This window comes from Streptomyces sp. G7(2002) (assembly GCF_028870195.1).
GTDB classification, from domain to species: domain Bacteria; phylum Actinomycetota; class Actinomycetes; order Streptomycetales; family Streptomycetaceae; genus Streptomyces; species Streptomyces nigrescens.
Window position 1 is genome coordinate 6,403,280 of the sequence record NZ_CP102609.1, and the last position, 19,358, is coordinate 6,422,637.

The window sequence follows — 19,358 nt, forward strand, 5'->3', positions numbered from 1 at the left end:
CACTGGTAAGGCGCTCACGTGCCGGAACCGTGTCCGCGGCGGAAGCACCGGCCGTGGTGGCGCGGGAACCGGCCGTCGGCGCGGGGCGGTTGACGTCAGACACCGAGCAGCCAGCGCCCGCCGCCTATCAGGGAGCACAGCGTCACCACGTGGAAGAGGCCGAGCCAGACGAAGGCCGGGACATTCGTCAGCCGCGCCAGCTGGTCAGGATCGGAGTCCACGGCCCCTCCGCGCCGCCGCTTCCCCTGGAGCTCGAACGGCGGCCGCACCCCGCCCAGCAGCAGGAACCACACCGCCGCATACGCGAACGCCGCCTGCACCTCCGGCGTCGTCAGCCAGGAGACCAGCACGAACGCGGCGCCGGTCAGCACGACCGTGAGCACGCCGTAGGCGTTACGGATCATGATCAGCATCGCCAGGAGCAGCGCGGTGGCGCCCCACAGCAGCGCCGTGATGTGCCCGGCGGCGAGGAGCGCGGCGCCCGCCAGGCCGAGCAGGGACGGCGCGATGTAGCCGGCCGCGGCGGTCAGCACCATGCCCAGACCGGTCGGCTTGCCCCGCGAGACGGTCAGACCCGAGGTGTCGGAGTGCAGCCGGATGCCGTCCAGGCGGCGGCCGGTGACCAGCGCGATCAGCCCGTGCCCGCCCTCGTGCGCGATGGTGACGGCGTTGCGCGCAAGCCGCCAGGCGGTGTGCGGGACGACGGCGCCCAGCGCGAGCACCGCCGTGGCGATCACCAGCCAGAGCGAGGGATCGGGCTGGGTCCCGAACACGCGGCTCCATATGTCCGTGAGGTGGTCGGTGTCCATGTCTCCCCTTCGTGTGGCATGGCAGTGTGGCATGCATGTGCGGTAGGTATGCAGCGAGTCGACGCCCCGAGGACCTGGTGGGGGACTTCGGCGTTCAGCAGTGGGAGCCGGAGGAGACCCTGGCGCCCAGTTGGAACGTGGCCCCGACGGACCCGGTGCACGTGGTGCTCGAACGCCCCCTCAAGGGCGCGGCGGCCGCTGACTTCCCGCCGGGCAGCCCGGTGCGCCAGCTGCGGGCGCTGAAGTGGGGCCTGGTCCCCTCGTGGTCGAAATCACCTGAGGCCGCCGCGAAGATGATCAATGCGCGGTCCGAGACGGTGCACGAGAAGCCGTCTTTCCGGCAGGCCTTCGCCACCCGTCGGTGCCTGCTGCCCGGAGACGGGTATTTCGAGTGGGTCACCGACGCCGCGGAGCGGCAGCTGGAGGAGCAGGGCAGGAAGAAGCGGCCCCGTAAGCAGCCGTATTTCGTGACGCCCGCGGACGGCTCCGTGATGGCGATGGCCGGGCTGTACGAGTTCTGGCGGGACCGGACACTGCCCGGCGATCACCCGCTGGCCTGGTGGGTGACCTGCACCGTGGTCACCACCGAGGCCGAGACCACACCGCTGGCAGGGGCGGACGGCGGCGACGGGCCGCAGTCGCTGGCCGATATCCACCCCCGGATGCCGCTGGTGCTGACCCCGGACCGCTGGGACGCCTGGCTCGACCCGGCCCGTACCGACCCGGACGAGGTGCGCGCGCTGCTGGCGCCGCCGCCGGCCGGGCTGATGCGTGCCCACCCGGTCCCGACCGAGGTCAGCAATGTCCGCAACAACGGGCCCGAGCTGGTCACCGAGCTCGACGGACCCGAGGTGGGCACGCTGTTCTGAACCGCCGCGCGGGCCCGCCGCGGTGACCTTCCTGCCGCGGCGCGTTGCAGGATGGGCGTATGAGCACTGGGGCGATGGAGACCGAGACGGTCGCGACACCGGCGGGCGACGCCCGGATCACCTGGTACCGCGCGGCGAAGCCGGCGCGGGCCGTGGTGGCGCTGAGCCATGGCGCCGGCGGCGGCATCGAGGCACGTGACCTGCGGGCACTGGCGGCCGCGCTGCCGGCCCGCGGCTACCCCGTGGCGCTGGTCGAGCAGCCGTGGCGGGTGGCGGGCAAGAAGTTGGCGCCCGCGCCGAAGACCCTGGACACCGGCTGGACCGCGCTGTGGCCCGCGCTGGAGAAGCCGGGGCTGCCGGTGGTCGCCGGCGGCCGGAGCGCCGGGGCCCGGGTGGCCTGCCGTACCGCGCGTGAGCTGGGGGCCCAGGCCGTACTGGCGCTCAGCTTCCCGCTGCACCCTCCGGGGCGGCCGGAGAAGTCCCGGGCGGACGAGCTGACCGGCGCCGGGGTGCCGACGCTGGTCGTCCAGGGCGGCCGGGACCCGTTCGGGCGCCCGGAGGAGTTCCCGCCGGGGACGGAGATCACCGAGGTGGCACACGGTGACCACGGCTTCGCGGTGCCGAAGAAGGCGGGTGTCGGCGAGGCGGAGTCGATGGCCGTGATCACGGACGCGGTGGCGGTCTGGCTGGACGGGATGTTCGGCTGACGGGGCGGCCGGGCCGGCCGAGCGGGCGACGGGACGGCCCGGGGCACCGCACCCGCGCCGTGCGGCGGCCGGCTCAGTCGCCCTGTCCGCGCGGGCGGGCCCGGACATGCATCCGCTCGCCCTGTCGGCCGAAGAGGCTCAGCAGCTCCACCGGCTCGTCGCCCGCCGGGCCGAACCAGTGCGGCAGCCGGGTGTCGAACTCCGCCGCCTCCCCGGCCCGCAGCTCCACATCACGGTCGGCGAGCAGCAGCCGCAGCCGCCCGGAGAGCACGTACAGCCACTCGTAGCCCTCGTGCGTGCGCTGCTCGCGCGGGCCGCCGACCGGGTCCAGGATCAGCTTGAACGCCTGTAGCGCGCCCGGCTGGCGGGTCAGCGGGACCGCGGTCCGGTCCCCCAGCCGCATCGGCGCCGCCCGCACCCGCGGGTCCCCGACCTCCGGCGCCCCCACGAGCTCGTCCAGCGGCACTTGATGGGCCTGCGCCAGCGGCAGCAGCAGTTCCAGGGTGGCCTTGCGGCCGCCGGACTCCAGGCGCGACAGGGTGCTGACCGAGATGCCGGTCGATTCGGAGAGCGCGGTCAGCGTCACCCCGCGCTCCTGGCGCAGCCGCCGCAGCCGCGGGCCGACCTCGGTGAGTACCCGCTCGTATGCGTTGTCGTTCACCCTTCTATTGCCGAAGCGGCAAGCGGCTTTGTCAACCCGTCGACGGGGATCTGTCGATGTGTACCTGTTGATGTGTCCCCGTCGGCAGGTTCCGGGGAGCCCGCCGGTGGCCCCTCGCGCCGTCCGCACGGGAATCCGCCGCGAAGTCCGGTCGTGAATCCCGTCCGAAGCATTGACAGCGGACCGGGAATGCCGCGGCGGATGCGGCTGTTGTGCCAGTCGTAGTACTCGAGTACGTCCGGTGAAGCACGAGGAATGGGAGTCCGCCGCATGGGAATCGCTTGCCCGGCCCGCCCGGCCGCCGACCTGCCGTGGTCGCAGATGCAGGTGACGCAGCCCGCCCTGGCTGGAGCGGCGGCGGCACCGGATCGTCGTCTATTCTCCGAATCGGGTGGGTCCGCATCCGGATCCAGGACGGTGTTGGAGGAGGTGGGTCCGGTCACCGGTACCGACGCAGGGACCGACGGCACGGCTGAGGAGAAGCCCCAGGAAAGCGCCGTCGAGCGCAATGCGCGCTTCGAGCGGGATGCGCTCACCTTCCTGGACCAGATGTACTCCGCCGCGCTGCGCATGACGCGCAATCCGGCCGACGCGGAGGACCTGGTGCAGGAGATGTACGCCAAGGCGTATGCGTCCTTCCACCAGTTCCGGGAGGGCACCAACCTCAAGGCCTGGCTCTACCGCATTCTCACGAACACCTTCATCAACTCCTACCGCAAGAAGCAGCGTGAGCCCCAGCGCAGTGCCGCCGAGGAGATCGAGGACTGGCAGCTGGCGCGCGCCGAGTCACATATGTCGACCGGGCTGCGCTCCGCCGAGTCGCAGGCGCTCGACCACCTCCCCGACTCGGACGTGAAGGCCGCGCTCCAGGCGATCCCCGAGGAATTCCGTATCGCGGTCTACCTGGCGGACGTGGAGGGCTTTGCGTACAAGGAGATCGCGGACATCATGGGGACACCCATCGGCACGGTGATGTCCCGTCTGCACCGCGGCCGGCGCCAACTGCGCGGCATGCTGGAGGATTACGCCCGTGAGCGCGGGCTGGTCCCTGCGGGGGCGGCGGCCGGTGACCCCCAGGCCACGCAGACGTCGGACGCGCACGACCGGAAAGGCTCGGGATCATGAGCTGCGGAGAGCCGCACGAGAAGGACTGCTCAGAGGTCCTTGACCACCTCTACGAGTATCTCGACCGGGAGATGCCCGCCGGGGAGTGCGCAGATTTCCAGGTGCATCTCGACGAATGCTCGCCGTGCCTGGAGAAGTACGGCCTGGAGCAGGCCGTCAAGAAGCTCGTCAAGCGCTGCTGCGGCCATGACGACGTCCCCAGCGATCTGCGCTCCAAGGTCATGGGCCGGATCGAGCTCATCCGGGCCGGGGAGACCGTCCCCGAGGTGAGCGTGCTCGAACAGGCCAAAAAGGAACAGGCACAGCGTGAGCAGGCGGACGCCGAGGCGTCCGCGGCGGAGGAGGGGACCGGTCCGGCCGACGCGACCGGCTCCACCGATGCACGTACCGAGGCCGCGCGGGCCGAATAACGCGGCACATCACCCCAAGGGGTGAGGGGCGGGGCCATCGTCCCGCCCGATCCGCTGATCCGCCTTCCCCGGCGCCCCAGCCCCTCTATTCTCACCGACCCGAGCGCACTGCGGATGCAGTGCGACGGGGGTCCCCGGCTCCGTACGAGCCCGGGGGAGCGGTGGGCAGGGCGAGGAGGGCGCGATGCGAGGACTTCCGGCGGCCGCACGAGGGTATATCGGCTGCGCCGCGCTGGCCGCGGCGCTGTGTACCGCCCCCGCGGTGGGGCTCGGCGCCGACGCCCCCTGGAACAGCGCCCTCGCCCTGGCCACCCTGTACGGACTGTGTGAACTCCTGCGCCGCTGCCCGCTGCCGGGCAGCCGGGTCCCCTACGGCACGGTCTCCGGGGCTTCCGGGGGATTCCCCGCCGGATGGGCCAGCCCCGTCCTGCTCGCCGGGGTCTTTCTGCTGCCGCCGCCGCTGGCCGCGCTGGCCGCCGTCCCCGGCGCGGTGATCGCACCGGCCGAGCCGCGCTCCGCCGCCGCCCGCCGGCTCTGGCACGCCGCCGAGCTGGCACTGGCCTGCTGTGCGGCCGCCCAGGTCTTCCGGGCCCTCGGCCACCACCCGCTGTCCGCACCGCAGTTCCCGGTGGTGCTGCTGCCTGCCGCGGCGGCCGCGGCCACCTTCTGCGCGGTGCTCGCTGCGCTCGACGGCGGGGTGCTGGCCACCGCCGAGCGGCACCCCGTACGCACCGCCTGGCGCGGGCTGCTGAGCCGCTCACTGGGGCCGCACCTGGTGCACGGCCTGGCCGGGCTGATGATGGCGGTGCTGTGGTGCAGCTCGTACGGGCCGCCGGCGGCGCTGCTGGTGCTGCTGCCGATGTACCTCTCCTGCTGGGTCTTCGACCGGTACCACCGGGAGCGCGCCGCCCATCAGGCCACCATCCGCGCCCTGGTCCAGGCCGTGGACATCAAGGACCGCTACACCCGCGGGCACAGCGAGCGGGTCGGACGCGCCTCGGTGATGATCGCCCGGGAGCTGGGCATGGCGGAGGACCGTATCGAGGCGCTGCGGTTCGCCGGCATCCTGCACGACGTCGGCAAACTCGGCGTCCCCACCCGGCTGTTGCGCAAGGACGGGCCGCTGACGCCGCAGGAGCGCCGGGTCATCGAGCTGCACCCCGAGTACGGACACGAGATCGTGCGCGGCATCGGCTTCCTGGAGGAGGCGCGGGCGGCGATCCTGCACCACCACGAGCGACTGGACGGCCGCGGCTACCCCTACGGGCTGAGGGGGCATCACATCCCGGAATTCGCACGGGTGGTGGCGGTCGCCGACGCCTTCGACGCGATGACCTCGACCCGTTCCTACCGCCGGGCCCGGCCGGTTCCGGTGGCTGTCGCGGAGCTGCGCAAGTGCGCCGGTGCGCAGTTCGACCCGCGGATGGTCCGCGCGCTGGTGGCCTCGCTCGACCGCTACGGCTGGCATCCGGAGCTGGTGACGGCGGCGGACCCGGAGCCCGGCACGGGGCGGTCCGGGCGGGGAAACGTCACGCCGCGGGACGCCGGGGGCGGGGCGCCCGCCCCGGTGGCACCCGTACCGCTGCCCGAACGGGCCGGGCGGGACGGTGCGCGGTGAGCGGCGCCCCGGAGGAGCCCCGGCGCGTCCGGCCGCCCGGGCGCCGGGAGGAGCCCCGCGTGGCCGGAGCCCCGCGCACCGCGGCGCCGTGCGCCTCCGGCAGCGCCGTCGTCGCCGCCGTCTACGCCCCGGCCGCCGCGCTGGCGTGCTGGTCGCTGGGCCGGACGCTGTGGGACGGCCTGGCCGAACCCGGGATCGCGCTGGCCTTCGGGGTGCTGATCACGGTGGGCGAGCTGGTGGGCCGGGGGCCCGCCCCGGCGGGCGGGTGCGCAGGGGTGCCGGGGGCGCGCGAAGGCGCACCGCTCGCCGCGGCCGGCGCCCTCGCCTACGCCCTGCTCGGGGAGGCCGGCGGACGGCCGACGACCCATGGCGTCACCCAGACCGTGGCCGTGGTCCTGGCCGCCGGCCTGGTCGGCACCGTCCCGCAGCTCGCCCGCGGCCAGGGACCGGTGCTCGACCCTCTGGCCCGCCGGGTGCTGACCACCGGCTTCGCCGCCACCTGTTTCCAGCCCCTCTACAACACCGGGACGTTGGGCTCCTGGGTGGCCTCCGGTCCGGTCTACCCGTTCTTCCTGATCGGTCTGCTGGTGCTGACCGCGCTGTGCGACGCGGTCCTGGTGGCCGCGCTCGCCCGGGCCCGCACCGGCTGGCCGTACGGTCCGCTGCTGCGCGACGAGTTGCGGGCGCTGCCCGGTATCGGCTCGGCGATCTGCGCCACCGGCGTGGTCATCTCGCTGGCCACCGCGGTCGCCGGTCTGTGGGCGCTGCCGGTGTTCTGTCTGCCGCTGCTGCTGACCCAGTTCGCCTTCCGGCGGTTCGCGGCCGTCCGCGCCACCTACCGCCAGACCATCGCCTCGCTGGCCCGCTCCACCGAGATCGCCGGCTACACCCCGCACGGCCACGCCCGCCGGGTGGCAGCCCTCAGCCGCGCCGTGGGCCGTGAACTCGGCCTGAACGCACCGGATCTGGATGTGCTCGAACATGCCGCGCTGATGCATGACATCGGCCAGCTCTCGCTGCTGGACCCGGTGCCGTATGGGGCGACCGCGCCGCTGCCGCCCGCCGAACAGCGCCGGATCGCGCTGCTGGGCGGCGCCGTGGTCCGGCAGACCGGCGTCCCCGCGGAGGTCGCGGTGATCGTCGAGCGGCAGGCCGATCCGTACCGCGAGCAGCCGGTCACGGCACGTATCGTCCGCACCGTCAACGCCTACGACGACCTGTCGGGGGAGTCCGCGGGACCGGGCGGCCCGCTGCGCGCCCTGGAGCAGCTGCGGCTGTCCACCGCCCGGGACCACGAGCCCCGGGTCGTCGAGGCGCTGGCCAGGGTCCTGGCCTGCGGCGGCCGGGCGGTGTGAGACGTCGGGCCGAGGGGGCGCGCGGCGGCCGTGCCCGCTCTCCCCGTGCGGAATGCTCTCCCGGGTGCCTATGTCCCGACAATGCCGGAAACGGGCGATGGCCGACGCGCGGCGGCCCCTGGAGACACCCCACCCGCCCCAGCCGTCACAGCCCCGCGGTGGAGCCTCCGCAAGGCCCCGGAGGTCGTGGAACCCATGGGTAATGAGCGGCCTCCGAGATGGGCATGGTTGGATGCGAAGGGAGCCCCTCTCAGGGGATTCAGGGGGTCGGCGAAGGGCAAGGAGCCGCAGGGGACCGGCAAACCGGGCTGAGCCCGGCGGCAATCTGTGGCAGGTTGTCGAGTGGGCCCCTCAGATGGCCCCGGGCGCCTCTCGGGACACCTCCGGAGCGGCATCAAGAGCAACCAGCAGGCGGGAATCGTGAGGATCTTCGGCAAGGTACGGCACCGGCCCTCCGCCTCGTGGCGGCAGGCGACCGACCGCGCTTTCACGCTGATCGGCGACGGCCGTTACGAGGACGCGGGAGCGCTGCTGACCCGCGCCGCGGACATGGAGCCGTGGCTCTCGGAGTCCTGGTTCAACCTCGCCCTGCTGCACAAGTTCCGGCACGACTGGGAGCAGGCCCGGGCCGCCGGACTGCGCGCGGTCGCGCTGCTGGACCGCGAGACCGGGGCGCCCGACTGGTGGAACGTCGGCATCGCCGCCACCGCTCTCCAGGACTGGCCGCTGGCCCGCCGTGCCTGGCAGGCGTACGGCCTCAAGGTCCCCGGCGGGGGCTCACCGTCCGGCGAACCGCTCGGTATGGCCCTGGGCAGCGCCGCGGTCCGGCTCTCCCCGGAGGGCGAGGCCGAGGTCGTCTGGGGCCGCCGGCTGGACCCGGCCCGTATCGAGGTGCTGTCCATCCCGCTGCCGTCCTCCGGGCGGCGCTGGGGCGAGGTGGTGCTGCACGACGGCGTTCCGCACGGCGAGCGGACCACCGCGGCGGGCCCCTCGTACCCGGTCTTCGACGAGATCGAGCTGTGGGCGCCCTCCCCGGTCCCCACCTGGGTGGTGCTCCTGGAGGCCGCCACGGAGGCCGACCGGGACGCCCTGGAGCGGCTGGCGGCCGATGCGGGCTTCGCCGCCGAGGACTGGTCGTCCTCCGTGCGGCTGCTGTGCCGTACGTGCTCGGAGAGCCGGATGCCCAGCGACGAGGGCGAGGGCGAGCATCTCGACCCGCACGATCACAGTGAGCCCGGCCACCCCGGACCGCTCGGCCACCGCACCGCGGGCTCCGGTTCGCTGTGGGTACCGGAGCGGGAGTGCGGTATCGCGGCGCCGTCCGCCCTGGTACGCGGCCTGCTGGACGGCTGGGTCGCGGACAGCCCGGACACCCGGGAATGGCGTGATCTTGAAGAGGTCTGCTGAGGGCCCGGCCGCGTCCCCGTAGGCTGTAGGGCGACTATTCAGGGTTTTCAGGAAGGCGTACGGCGGAGATGGCCCAGCAGCCTGTGTTTGATCAAGACGGTGACCGGCGCGTGGACGAGGAGTTCATCGACGACGTCACGGACGCCGAGGAGCGGGAGACCGCCCATCGTGAGCGCGGCGCCTCGCGGCCGATCACGGTCGTCGGCAACCCGGTGCTCCACAAGGAGTGCAAGGACGTCACGGCGTTCGACGACGACCTCGGCCGGCTCATCGACGACATGTTCGCCAGCCAGCGCACCGCCGAGGGCGTGGGCCTGGCCGCCAACCAGATCGGTGTGGACCTGAAGGTCTTCGTCTACGACTGCCTGGACGACGAGGGCGTCCGGCACGTCGGGGCGATCTGCAACCCCGTCCTGGACGAGCTGCCCGCCGAGCGCCGGATCCTGGACGACTCCAACGAGGGCTGCCTGTCGGTGCCCGGCGCCTACGCCGAGCTGGCCCGCCCCGACTACGCCGTGGTCCGCGGCCAGGACGCCAAGGGCGAGCCGATCGCGGTCCGGGGCACCGGTTACTTCGCGCGCTGCCTGCAGCACGAGACCGATCACCTCTACGGCTACCTCTACATCGACCGGCTCAGCAAGCGGGACCGCAAGGACGCGCTGAAGCAGATGGCCGAGCGGGAGCCCCGCTACCCCGTCGTCGCCAACGACTGAGGCGAGCGGGCGCCCGGCTGCCGGCCGGGCGCCCGTCCGCGTCAGGACCCCTGCTGGTAGGCCTGCCAGATCTTCGGCGGGATGGTCGTCCCCAGCTTGCTCCCGGTACCGCCGACGCCCTCCATCGGCAGCAGCTCCGGGGCGCCCGCCTTGTTGCGGAACATGGTGACGGCGGTGGTCGGCTCGTCGCCGTCACCGGCGCCGGGCAGCTGCCCGGGGCGGGCCCACTGCCACTTCTCCGCGTCGGTCCCGGTGCCGGGCCCGATGTCCGGGCCGCCGGCCGGCGGACTGCCGATGAACCACGCCGACTTCATCCGGTCGCCCGGCTCGGTGCTGCCGGCCGCCACCGGCCGCTGAGCCGCCGCCCCGCCCGCCGGCCTCAGGGTGCGCCAGCCCACCATCTCCAGGGCGGACGACACTTCCTGGGCGACCCCGGCGTCGAGGACCTGCTCGGCCTCGGGGCGGCCGAGGCCCGGCACCTTCTTGCCGTTGTAGGTCATCTCGGACACCGCGTACGGCTCGGTGTGCAGCCCGCCGTTGGCGAAGGTCGCGTAGGCGCTCGCCATACGGATCGCGCTGGGCGCGGAGGTGCCCAGCGGGAAGGTCTGCTCCAGGCGCGCCATGCTCCCCTTGCGCAGCCCCGCGGCCACTGCGAGATCCCGGATGCGCTCCAGCCCGATACGCTGCCCGGCCTGGACGAACGGCGGGTTCTGGGCCTTCAGCAGGGCCCCGCCCAGTTCCTCGGCGGCGGTCTTCTGGCCGTCCGCCCGCGCTTTCGCGAGGTCCTCGGATTCGTCGGTGTCGTAGGCCTGCTCCTGGAGCGCGGCCGCCAGCACGAACGGCTTGAAGGCGGAGCCGGCCGGGACCGCCGTGGTGTCCGCGTTGTTGCTGAAGTGCTTGGTGGCGTCCGCGCCGCCGTACAGCGCGACGAGCGCCCCGTCCTTGGGGCGCACGGAGGCCGCGCCGAACTCCACAAAGGTGTCGGACGCGCGGTGCTTTGGATCGATCTTGTCCCGGCGCACTTCGTTGACCGCCTTTTCCAGGCGGTGTGTGCGCTTTTTGTCGAAGGTGGTGTGAATCTGGTAGCCGCCGCGCGCCAGGTCCTTTGCGGTCAGCCCGGTGTCGGCCTTGATGAACTTGTTGGCGACATCGATGAGATAGCCGGTCTGGCCGGCCTGGCTGGTGGGTTTCGACAACTTCCGGGGTTCCGGGAAGGTGCGGTACTTCGCCCGCTCTTTCTGGCTCATCTTCCCGGTGGCGACCTGCCGGTCGAGTATCCACGCCCAGCGGGCCTCGGCCCGCGCGTGATTGGCCTTGCTCAGCCCCGGGTCGAACTGCTCCGACCCCTTCAGCACGGCGGCCAGTACGGCGCCCTGGCTGGGGTTCAGTTCTCTGGCGTCAATGCCGTAATACGCATGGGCAGCGGCCTCGATCCCGTAGGAATCGCGGCCGAACCAGCTGGTGTTGAGATATCCGCGCAGAATGTCGTGCTTGGACTTCTGGTTGCTCACCTTCAGCGAGATGATGAATTCCCTCAGCTTGCGGGTGACCGTCTGGTCCTGCGAGAGATAGGTGTTCTTCACATATTGCTGGGTGATGGTGGAGCCGCCCTGGGTCTCCCCGCCGGTGAGCATGGCGACGACGGCGCGGCCGATGCCTTTGAACGAGACACCGGAGTCGGTGTAGAACGTGGCGTTCTCCGCGGCGATGACGGCGTTCTCGACGGAGTCGGGCACCTTGTCGAGGCTGACGTTCTGTCGGTTGACGGCACCCACGCTCACCATCTCGCTGCCGTCCGCCCAGTGGTAGACAGTGGCTTCCTGGCCCGCCAGGTCGTTCTCGTCGGGCACGTCGATCTTCGCGTACACAACGGCGAACAGCCCGGCCAGGCCCAGGATGCCGAGCGAGAGGACTCCGAGCCACTGGCGCCATGACGGCAGCCAGCGGCGTGGGCCCTCCCGCCCCTGCCGCGGATAGTCGAGGAACCGGCGATGCCCCTTCGTTCCCTTCATGCCCCGTTAGAGGTGGCGGCCCTGGCTCCGGTTGCCGAGGTAACAGAACGCTCACAAACGGCGTGTCGCCAGGGCGAAGGGGCGTCGCGGATGCTGCTAGAAGTCGTCGTCGAAGGAGACCGAACCCTCGACGGCGACCTGGTAGGCGGAGGCCCGGCGCTCGAAGAAGTTGGTCAGCTCCTGGACGTTCTGCAGCTCCATGAAGGAGAACGGGTTCTCCGACCCGTAGACCGGCGCGAAACCGAGCCGCTGCAGCCGCTGGTCCGCGACACACTGCAGGTACTCGCGCATCGACGCGGTGTTCATGCCCGGCAGGCCCTCACCGCACAGATCGCGGCCGAACTGCAGCTCCGCCTCGACGGCCTCCTTGAGCATCTCGGTGACCTGCTGCTCCAGCTTGTCGTCGAAGAGGTCGGGCTCCTCCTCGCGGACGGTGTCCACCACCGAGAACGCGAACTCCATGTGCATGGACTCGTCACGGAAGACCCAGTTGGTGCCGGTGGCCAGCCCGTGCAGCAGCCCGCGGGAGCGGAACCAGTACACGTACGCGAAGGCGCCGTAGAAGAACAGCCCCTCGATGCAGGCCGCGAAGCAGATCAGGTTGAGCAGGAAGCGGCGCCGGTCGGCCTTGGACTCCAGCCGGTCGATGCTCTCGACCGAGTCCATCCACTTGAAGCAGAACTCCGCCTTCTCGCGGATGGACGGGATGCTCTCCACCGCCGCGAAGGCCGCGGCGCGGTCGTCCGGGTCGGGGAGGTAGGTGTCCAGCAGCGTCAGATAGAACTGGACGTGCACGGCCTCCTCGAAGAGCTGACGGCTCAGGTACAGCCGCGCCTCGGGGGAGTTGATGTGCTTGTAGAGCGTCAGCACGAGGTTGTTGGCGACGATCGAGTCGCCGGTCGCGAAGAACGCCACCAGCCGGCCGATCATGTGCTGCTCACCCGGGGAGAGCTTGGCGAGGTCGGCGACGTCGGAGTGGAGGTCGACCTCCTCCACGGTCCAGGTGTTCTTGATGGCGTCCCGGTAGCGGTCGTAGAAGTCCGGGTACCGCATCGGACGCAGGGTCAGCTCGAAGCCCGGGTCGAGGAGGTTCTTCGTGCCGGTGGTGGCGGTGTGCGCGGCGGAGGCGTTGGGGGTCTCGGTGGTCATTACTGGCAGGCCTCGCAGGACTCGGGGTTTTCCAGGGAGCAGGCGACCGCCTCGGGGTCGGTGGCCTGCTGCGGTACGGGGGCGGCCGCGGCCGCGGTGCCGCGCGCCGACTGGGCGATCCGGGTCGCCGGACGGGAGCGCAGGTAGTACGTCGTCTTGATGCCGCGCTTCCAGGCGTAGGCGTACATCGAGCTGAGCTTGCCGATCGTCGGCGACGCCATGAAGAGGTTCAGCGACTGGCTCTGGTCGAGGTAGGGCGTACGGGCCGCGGCCATGTCGATCAGCGCGCGCTGCGGGATCTCCCACGCCGTGCGGTACAGCGCCCGGACCTCCTCCGGGATCCACTCGACGTCCTGCACCGAGCCGTTGGCCTCGCGCAGCGCGTCCCGGGTCCGCGCGTCCCACAGCCCCAGGGCCTTGAGCTCCTCGATCAGGTACGCGTTGACCTGCAGGAACTCGCCCGACAGCGTCTCGCGCTTGAAGAGGTTGGAGACCTGCGGCTCGATGCACTCGTACACGCCCGCGATCGAGGCGATGGTCGCGGTCGGCGCGATCGCCAGCAGCAGCGAGTTGCGCATCCCGGTCTCGGCGATACGGCTGCGCAGCGCCGCCCAGCGGTCCGCCCAGCGGGGCTCGGCGTTCGGGTAGTGGTCCGGGTGCAGCACCCCGCGGGCGGTGCGGGTGGCGGACCACGCCGGGTGCGGGCCGTGCCGCTCGGCGAGATCGGCGGACGCCTCGTAGGCGGCGAGCATGATCCGCTCGGAGATACGGGTCGACAGCTCCTGCGCCTCGGGCGAGTCGAAGGGCAGCCGCAGCCGGAAGAAGACGTCCTGCAGGCCCATCAGGCCCAGGCCGACCGGGCGCCAGCGGGAGTTGGAGGTCCCGGCCTGCTCGGTCGGGTAGAAGTTGATGTCCACCACGCGGTCGAGGAAGGTGACGGCGGTGCGGACGGTCGCGTCCAGCCGCTCCCAGTCCATCTCACCGTTCTCGCCCAGGTGCGCCGAGAGGTTGACCGAACCCAGGTTGCAGACCGCGGTCTCCCCGTCGTTCGTCACCTCCAGGATCTCCGTGCACAGGTTGGACGAGTGCACGACCTGGCCGGGCTCGGCGGTCTGGTTGGCGGTGCGGTTGGCGGCGTCCTTGAACGTCATCCAGCCGTTGCCGGTCTGCGCCAGGGTGCGCATCATCCGGGAGTACAGCACCCGGGCCGGGATCTGCTTGAGCGCCCGGCCCTCGGCCTCCAGCTTCCGGTAGGCGGCGTCGAACGCGTCGCCCCACAGGTCCACCAGCTCCGGGGCGTCCGAGGGCGAGAACAGCGACCAGTCGGCGTCCGCCTCCACCCGGCGCATGAACTCGTCCGGGATCCAGTGCGCGATGTTCAGGTTGTGCGTACGGCGCGCCTCCTCACCCGTGTTGTCCCGCAGCTCCAGGAACTCCTCGATGTCCGCGTGCCAGGTCTCCAGGTAGACACAGGCGGCGCCCTTGCGCCGGCCGCCCTGGTTCACGGCCGCGACCGAGGCGTCCAGGGTGCGCAGGAACGGCACGATGCCGTTGGAGTGCCCGTTGGTGCCGCGGATCAGCGAACCGCGGGCGCGGATACGGGAGTACGAGAGGCCGATGCCGCCCGCGTGCTTGGAGAGCCGGGCGACCTGGTGGTAGCGGTCGTAGATCGAGTCCAGCTCGTCCAGCGGCGAGTCCAGCAGATAGCAGGACGACATCTGCGGGTGGCGGGTGCCGGAGTTGAAGAGGGTGGGGGAGGAGGGGAGGTAGGACAGCGAGCTGGTGAGCCGGTAGAGCTCGGCGACATCGTCCAGGGCGCGGTCGCTGTGGTCCTCGGCGAGACCGCAGGCCACCCGCAGCAGGAAGTGCTGGGGGGTCTCGATGACCTGACGGGTGGTGGGGTGCCGCAGCAGGTAGCGCGAGTGCAGGGTCCGCAGCCCGAAGTACCCGAAGCGGTCGTCGGCACCGTCGGCGAGCGCCTGGTCGACCAGCGCGTCCAGCCGGGCGGCGTGGGTCCGTACGAACTCCGCGGTCTCGTCGGCGATCAGCCCCTCACGGTGGCCGACCTCGACGGAGGCGGAGAAGGCGACCGCCCCCTGTCCGGCCGCCTCCTCCGCGATGGCGAGGGTGAGCAGCCGCGCCGCGAGCTTGGAGTACTGCGGCTCGTCACCGATCAGACCGGCCGCGGCATCCGTGGCCAGCGACCGCAGTTCGGCCTCGTCGGAGCCGGCGTGCCGGCCCCGCAGGGCGGCGGCGGCCACCTTCCCGGGGTCGGTCGCGGTCAGGTCCTCGGTCAGCTGGGTCAGGGTGCGCAGCAGCGCGACCCCCGGCCCGTCCTCGCCCGGTCCGCCGTCGGCGGAACCGGGAGGCGTGGCCACCACGGGCGGCACGACCTCGGCGTCTGACGCGGGCTCCGTTGGCGCGATGGTCACGTGGTGCTCTCCCTCAGTCGGCGGGGGCCGGGAGGGGCGGGCACGACGGGCGCACGCGGGCATGCGGCACCCCGTGACGTCAGGGGTGCGCGGGCACACCGCGCGGCGTCCACCGGCCCAACCCTCGGGGCCCGGACGTATCGACGTCCGCACCCATGGCGGTGCGGGCGTACCGTCGGCAGGTCCTCGGACTACACGGGCGCGCGCCCAGGGCCGGGATCGGCCGGCCGAGCGCGCTCCTACACCGTTGCGGGACAGTTCCGGATTCCCACCGGATTCCCCTGCGGCGACAGCGAGGACGAGCATACATGTGGTGGTGGCCCCTCAAGTGCACCCCCATATCTAGTGTGTCGTGAGTGATCACACGGTGTCTGTCAGTGGCCTCGGCTATGGTCGGTTGCACGGTCTCGGCCTTGCCGGGAGAAGCAGAAGGAGGCTCCATGACCGCACTCGTCGACCGGCCGCACATCATGGAGACCGGGCATTTCGAAGAGGTCGCCCAGATACTTGCCCGCCTGGAGAAGGGCGCGCGGCTCGAGTTCACCGACGGGAAGATCAGGAGCAAGGCTGTACCGGACGGGAGCCACGGTCGCATCATGGAGTGGCTGACGCGCCGCTGTGTTCAGGCGCGCCCCGAGCTGTGGCTGTATCGGGACCAGGGACTCAAGGTGCAGGCACATCGCGTCGGCCGCGCCCGCCCTGATGGCGAACTGGCCCCCAGCGGTGCCTTCGCGGGCCGAGGGGAATGGGCGGATCCTGACCCGGCGCTCATGGTCGTCGCGGTTACCTCCCATGATGCGGACACCGATCAGCGCGATCGGGTGGAGATGCCTCGTGTGTACGCGGAGACCGGCATTCCGCTCTATCTGCTGGTCGATCGGGAATCCCGTCAGGTTTTGGTTCACAGTGAGCCCGACGGCGGTCGCCACGCGGTCAGGCACAGCGTGTCGTACGGAAGACGGATACGCCTTCCCGACCCCGTCGGCATCACCCTGGAGACCGAGCAGCTGAAGGACTGGGTGAGCTGAACCCGCGCAGAGCAACGGGCCGCCGCGTCCCGAAGGATGCGACGGCCCGAGGCGGGAAGCCGGACGGCCGGTGGTTCAGTGTCCGGCCGGTGCCCCCGCTCCCGCTGTGGCGGGCGGCAGTTCGACGGTGACGTCCTTGTCGCCGGCGTCCGCCGTGTAGTCGGAGGGGCTGGTCTCGTCGATGCCGTCGGGGGCCTTGAGGGCCTTCAGGGCGAAGGTCAGAACGACCGTCACCACCACGTTCAGCACGAAGGCGGTCAGACCGATGTAGCCGATCTCACCGATGCCGGGGATCTCCGCGCTGGAGCCGCCGAAGTGCTTCTGGGTCGGGCTGGCGACGCCGTAGGCAGCCAGCGTGCCGTAGAGCATGCCGACCGCCCATCCGGTCAGCAGCGCCCAGCGGTGGAACCAGCGGGTGAACAACCCGCCGACCAGGGACGGCATGGTCTGCAGGATCCAGATGCCGCCCAGCAGCTGGAAGTTGATCGCGACCGTCTTGTCCATGGTGAGGACGAAGGCCAGCGCGCCGACCTTCACCAGCAGCGAGACCAGCTTGGCGACCTTGTGCTCCTGTTCGGGAGTGGCGGCCGGCTTGAGGAAGTCCTTGTAGACGTTGCGGGTGAAGAGGTTGGCCGCGGCGATCGACATGATGGCCGCGGGCACCAGCGCGCCGATGCCGATCGCGGCGAACGCCACACCGGAGAACCAGCTCGGGAACATGTCCTCGAACAGCTGCGGGATGGCCAGCTGCGGATTGCCCTGGATGTCCGTACCGGCCTTGATCGCCATGAAGCCCAGCAGCGCCAGCAGGCCCAGCATGAGGGAGTACAGCGGCAGGATGGTGGTGTTGCGGCGGATCACATTGCGGCTGCGCGAGGACAGCGTCGCGGTGATCGAGTGCGGGTACATGAAGAGCGCCAGCGCCGAGCCGAGCGCCAGGGTCGCATACGCCCACTGGGCGTTGGGCCCGCTGGTCAGCTCACCGCGCGGCTTGCCGGGGACGGGGCCGGGCTCGGCCAGCGCCTTGCCGGCCGAGTCGAAGATCGCGTCGAAGCCGCCCAGCTTGATCGGGATGTAGATGATCGCCACGGCGATGACCAGGTAGATCAGCCCGTCCTTGACGAAGGCGATCAGTGCCGGGGCGCGCAGCCCGGAGGAGTAGGTGTAGGCGGCCAGCACCGCGAACGCGATCAGCAGCGGCAGGTCCTTGACGAACCAGTTGGTGTGCTCACCGCCGCCGATGCCCATCACGTCCAGGACGGCCTGGATGCCGACCAGTTGGAGGGCGATGTACGGCATCGTGGCCAGGATGCCGGTGAGCGCCACGGCCAGCGACAGGCCCTTGGAGCCGAAGCGGCCGCGGACGAAGTCGGAGGTGGTGACGTACCCGTGCTTGTGCGAGACCGACCACAGGCGGGGGAGGAAGGTGAAGATCAGCGGGTAGACCAGGATCGTGTACGGCACGGCGAAGAAGCCGGCCGCGCCCGCCGCGTAGATCGCCGCCGGGACGGCCACGAACGTGTAAGCGGTGTAGAGGTCGCCGCCCAGCAGGAACCAGGTCACCCAGGTGCCGAAGCTGCGGCCGCCCAGGCCCCATTCGTCGAGGTTGGCGGACTGCTCGGCCTTGCGCCAGCGGGCGGCCAGGAAGCCCATGACCGTCACGGCCAGGAAGAAGAAGACGAAGACGGCCAGTGCGACGCCGTTCACGCCCTGTGTCTGGGAAGCGGCGAGAGCGCCCGGAGCGCTCGTTGCGGTCGTGGTGACAGTCACTGGGCCGCACCGCCCTTGCGGGCGCGCTGCTCACGCTGCACGAGCTTGTAGGCGAGGGTCGTGAGCGCGGTCGAGATCAGCACCCACAGCATCTGGTACCAGTAGAAGAACGGGATCCCGATGAACGTCGGCTCGATCCTGGCGTACGAGCTCACCCACAGCATCGCCACGAACGGAGCGATCAGGCAGAGACCGGCCACCACACGCGTGGGCGTGACGACCTGTCTGCGATCCGGTGATGCGGCTGACTGTGACATGACCGTGGCTCCGTCCCCTGGCTGTCTCCTGTGCAATCGGCTGGAAATCTATGGCAGGGCAGTGGCACGCGTCACTAGCTGTCCGCATATCGGTATCAAGAATCCACACAGCCGCGACCTGCGCCGCCGGTCCCCGCGGGGGCGGATCCGGCGGCGGCAGGGCAGGGGGCGGCCCGGGCGGCGGGCGCTCCGCCCGGCCCGGGTAACGGGTCAGTCCGTGGGGCGGCGCAGCCGGGCGACGAACTTGTAACGGTCGCCGCGGTAGACCGAGCGCACCCACTCCACCGGCTGCCCCTGCGCGTCGAGCGAGTGCCGGGAGAGCATCAGCATCGGCAGTCCGACATCCGTGCCCAGCAGACCGGCCTCGCGCGGGGTGGCGAGGGAGGTCTCGATGGTCTCCTCGGCCTCCGCCAGACGGACGTCGTACACCTCGGCCAGTGCGGTGTAGAGGGAGGTGTATTTGACGAGGTTCCGGCGCAGGGCGGGGAAGCGCTTCGCCGACAGATGGGTGGTTTCGATGGCCATCGGCTCGCCGCTGGCCAGCCGCAGCCGTTCGATGCGCAGCACCCGGCCGCCGGCGGCGATGTCCAGCAGGCCGGCGAGCCGGTCGTCCGCCGTGACATAGCCGATGTCCAGCAGCTGGGAGGCCGGCTCCAGGCCCTGGGCCCGCATGTCCTCCGTATAGGAGGTCAGTTGCAGGGCCTGGGAAACCTTGGGCTTGGCGACAAAGGTGCCCTTGCCCTGGATGCGCTCCAGCCGGCCCTCGACGACCAGCTCCTGCAGGGCCTGACGCACCGTCGTGCGCGAGGTGTCGAACTCCGCGGCGAGGGTGCGTTCGGGCGGTACCGGGGTGCCGGGTGGCAGGGTCTCGGTGATTTCCAGCAAGTGCCGCTTGAGGCGGTAGTACTTGGGCACCCGTGCGGTCCGTGTGCCGCCGCTCTCGGCACTACTGCCCCCGTCCGTGTCCATGACCCGCCTCTCCGACTCCTGTCGTGCTGCCGTCACCGGCTCCTCCGTACGTAGCGGCTCACATCGT

Annotated in this window: 17 protein-coding genes; 9 read left to right on the forward strand and 8 right to left on the reverse strand. The window is 71.3% G+C overall.

Going from position 1 to position 19,358, the window contains the following annotated elements:
• Positions 1 to 95: 95 nt before the first annotated feature.
• Positions 96 to 809 (reverse strand): M50 family metallopeptidase, encoded by a 714-nt coding sequence (locus NUT86_RS27345; protein WP_018089478.1) that lies wholly within the window; start codon positions 807 to 809, stop codon positions 96 to 98.
• A 35-nt stretch (positions 810 to 844) separates the two neighbouring features.
• On the opposite strand from NUT86_RS27345, the gene NUT86_RS27350 reads away from it, so the two are divergent.
• Positions 845 to 1,678: an SOS response-associated peptidase gene (locus NUT86_RS27350; RefSeq protein WP_026169605.1), complete on the forward strand. Its 834-nt coding sequence runs from the start codon at positions 845 to 847 to the stop codon at positions 1,676 to 1,678.
• Between the two features lie 59 nt (positions 1,679 to 1,737).
• Positions 1,738 to 2,385, forward strand: coding sequence for an alpha/beta hydrolase family protein (locus tag NUT86_RS27355; protein WP_229837978.1), 648 nt, complete (start codon positions 1,738 to 1,740; stop codon positions 2,383 to 2,385).
• A 73-nt stretch (positions 2,386 to 2,458) separates the two neighbouring features.
• Here the strand turns inward: NUT86_RS27355 and NUT86_RS27360 are convergent, their stop codons facing one another.
• On the reverse strand, positions 2,459 to 3,046 hold the full coding sequence (locus tag NUT86_RS27360; RefSeq protein ID WP_018089481.1) for a helix-turn-helix domain-containing protein: 588 nt from the start codon (positions 3,044 to 3,046) through the stop codon (positions 2,459 to 2,461).
• Positions 3,047 to 3,475: 429 nt separating this feature from the next.
• Between NUT86_RS27360 and NUT86_RS27365 the strand changes: the two genes are divergently transcribed.
• The 6 genes from NUT86_RS27365 to def all read left to right on the forward strand — a co-directional run bounded on the left by NUT86_RS27365 (position 3,476) and on the right by def (position 9,674).
• Positions 3,476 to 4,171, forward strand: a complete 696-nt coding sequence (locus NUT86_RS27365) for a sigma-70 family RNA polymerase sigma factor (protein ID WP_026169606.1) — start codon at positions 3,476 to 3,478, stop codon at positions 4,169 to 4,171.
• A complete protein-coding gene (gene rsrA / locus NUT86_RS27370; protein WP_018089483.1) occupies positions 4,168 to 4,581 on the forward strand; it encodes a mycothiol system anti-sigma-R factor in 414 nt (137 codons plus the stop codon). Before NUT86_RS27365 ends, rsrA begins: the two co-directional genes overlap by 4 nt.
• 184 nt (positions 4,582 to 4,765) lie before the next feature.
• Positions 4,766 to 6,199, forward strand: coding sequence for an HD-GYP domain-containing protein (locus NUT86_RS27375; protein WP_274738063.1), 1,434 nt, complete (start codon positions 4,766 to 4,768; stop codon positions 6,197 to 6,199).
• Positions 6,200 to 6,258: 59 nt separating this feature from the next.
• Entirely contained in the window at positions 6,259 to 7,554 is a 1,296-nt protein-coding gene (locus NUT86_RS27380; RefSeq protein WP_446750785.1) for an HD-GYP domain-containing protein, read from the forward strand.
• A 420-nt stretch (positions 7,555 to 7,974) separates the two neighbouring features.
• A complete protein-coding gene (locus NUT86_RS27385; protein WP_018089486.1) occupies positions 7,975 to 8,961 on the forward strand; it encodes a tetratricopeptide repeat protein in 987 nt (328 codons plus the stop codon).
• Positions 8,962 to 9,029: 68 nt separating this feature from the next.
• The gene (def, locus tag NUT86_RS27390; protein ID WP_018089487.1) at positions 9,030 to 9,674 is read left to right on the forward strand and encodes a peptide deformylase; all 645 of its coding nucleotides are present in this window, start codon (positions 9,030 to 9,032) and stop codon (positions 9,672 to 9,674) included.
• A 41-nt stretch (positions 9,675 to 9,715) separates the two neighbouring features.
• On the opposite strand, the gene NUT86_RS27395 is transcribed toward def, so the two are convergent.
• The 3 genes from NUT86_RS27395 to NUT86_RS27405 form a co-directional block, all read right to left on the reverse strand.
• Positions 9,716 to 11,686, reverse strand: a complete 1,971-nt coding sequence (locus NUT86_RS27395; protein ID WP_274738065.1) for a transglycosylase domain-containing protein — start codon at positions 11,684 to 11,686, stop codon at positions 9,716 to 9,718.
• Between the two features lie 96 nt (positions 11,687 to 11,782).
• Positions 11,783 to 12,835 (reverse strand): ribonucleotide-diphosphate reductase subunit beta, encoded by a 1,053-nt coding sequence (locus tag NUT86_RS27400; protein WP_109892491.1) that lies wholly within the window; start codon positions 12,833 to 12,835, stop codon positions 11,783 to 11,785.
• Positions 12,835 to 15,267 carry a ribonucleoside-diphosphate reductase subunit alpha gene (locus tag NUT86_RS27405; RefSeq protein WP_371874820.1) on the reverse strand — a complete coding sequence of 811 codons (2,433 nt, stop codon included), beginning with the start codon at positions 15,265 to 15,267 and terminating at the stop codon, positions 12,835 to 12,837. The genes NUT86_RS27400 and NUT86_RS27405 overlap by 1 nt, the downstream gene beginning before the upstream one ends.
• 440 nt (positions 15,268 to 15,707) lie before the next feature.
• Between NUT86_RS27405 and NUT86_RS27410 the strand changes: the two genes are divergently transcribed.
• The gene (locus NUT86_RS27410; protein WP_159486254.1) at positions 15,708 to 16,295 is read left to right on the forward strand and encodes a Uma2 family endonuclease; all 588 of its coding nucleotides are present in this window, start codon (positions 15,708 to 15,710) and stop codon (positions 16,293 to 16,295) included.
• Between the two features lie 75 nt (positions 16,296 to 16,370).
• Here NUT86_RS27410 and mctP read toward each other — a convergent pair whose 3' ends face one another.
• From mctP to NUT86_RS27425, 3 genes are all read right to left on the reverse strand, one after another.
• Positions 16,371 to 18,002 (reverse strand): monocarboxylate uptake permease MctP, encoded by a 1,632-nt coding sequence (gene mctP / locus NUT86_RS27415; RefSeq protein ID WP_018089492.1) that lies wholly within the window; start codon positions 18,000 to 18,002, stop codon positions 16,371 to 16,373.
• Positions 18,003 to 18,061: 59 nt separating this feature from the next.
• Positions 18,062 to 18,322: a DUF3311 domain-containing protein gene (locus NUT86_RS27420; RefSeq protein ID WP_159486252.1), complete on the reverse strand. Its 261-nt coding sequence runs from the start codon at positions 18,320 to 18,322 to the stop codon at positions 18,062 to 18,064.
• A 210-nt stretch (positions 18,323 to 18,532) separates the two neighbouring features.
• Positions 18,533 to 19,291, reverse strand: a complete 759-nt coding sequence (locus tag NUT86_RS27425; protein ID WP_018089494.1) for a GntR family transcriptional regulator — start codon at positions 19,289 to 19,291, stop codon at positions 18,533 to 18,535.
• Between the last annotated feature and the right edge of the window lie 67 nt (positions 19,292 to 19,358).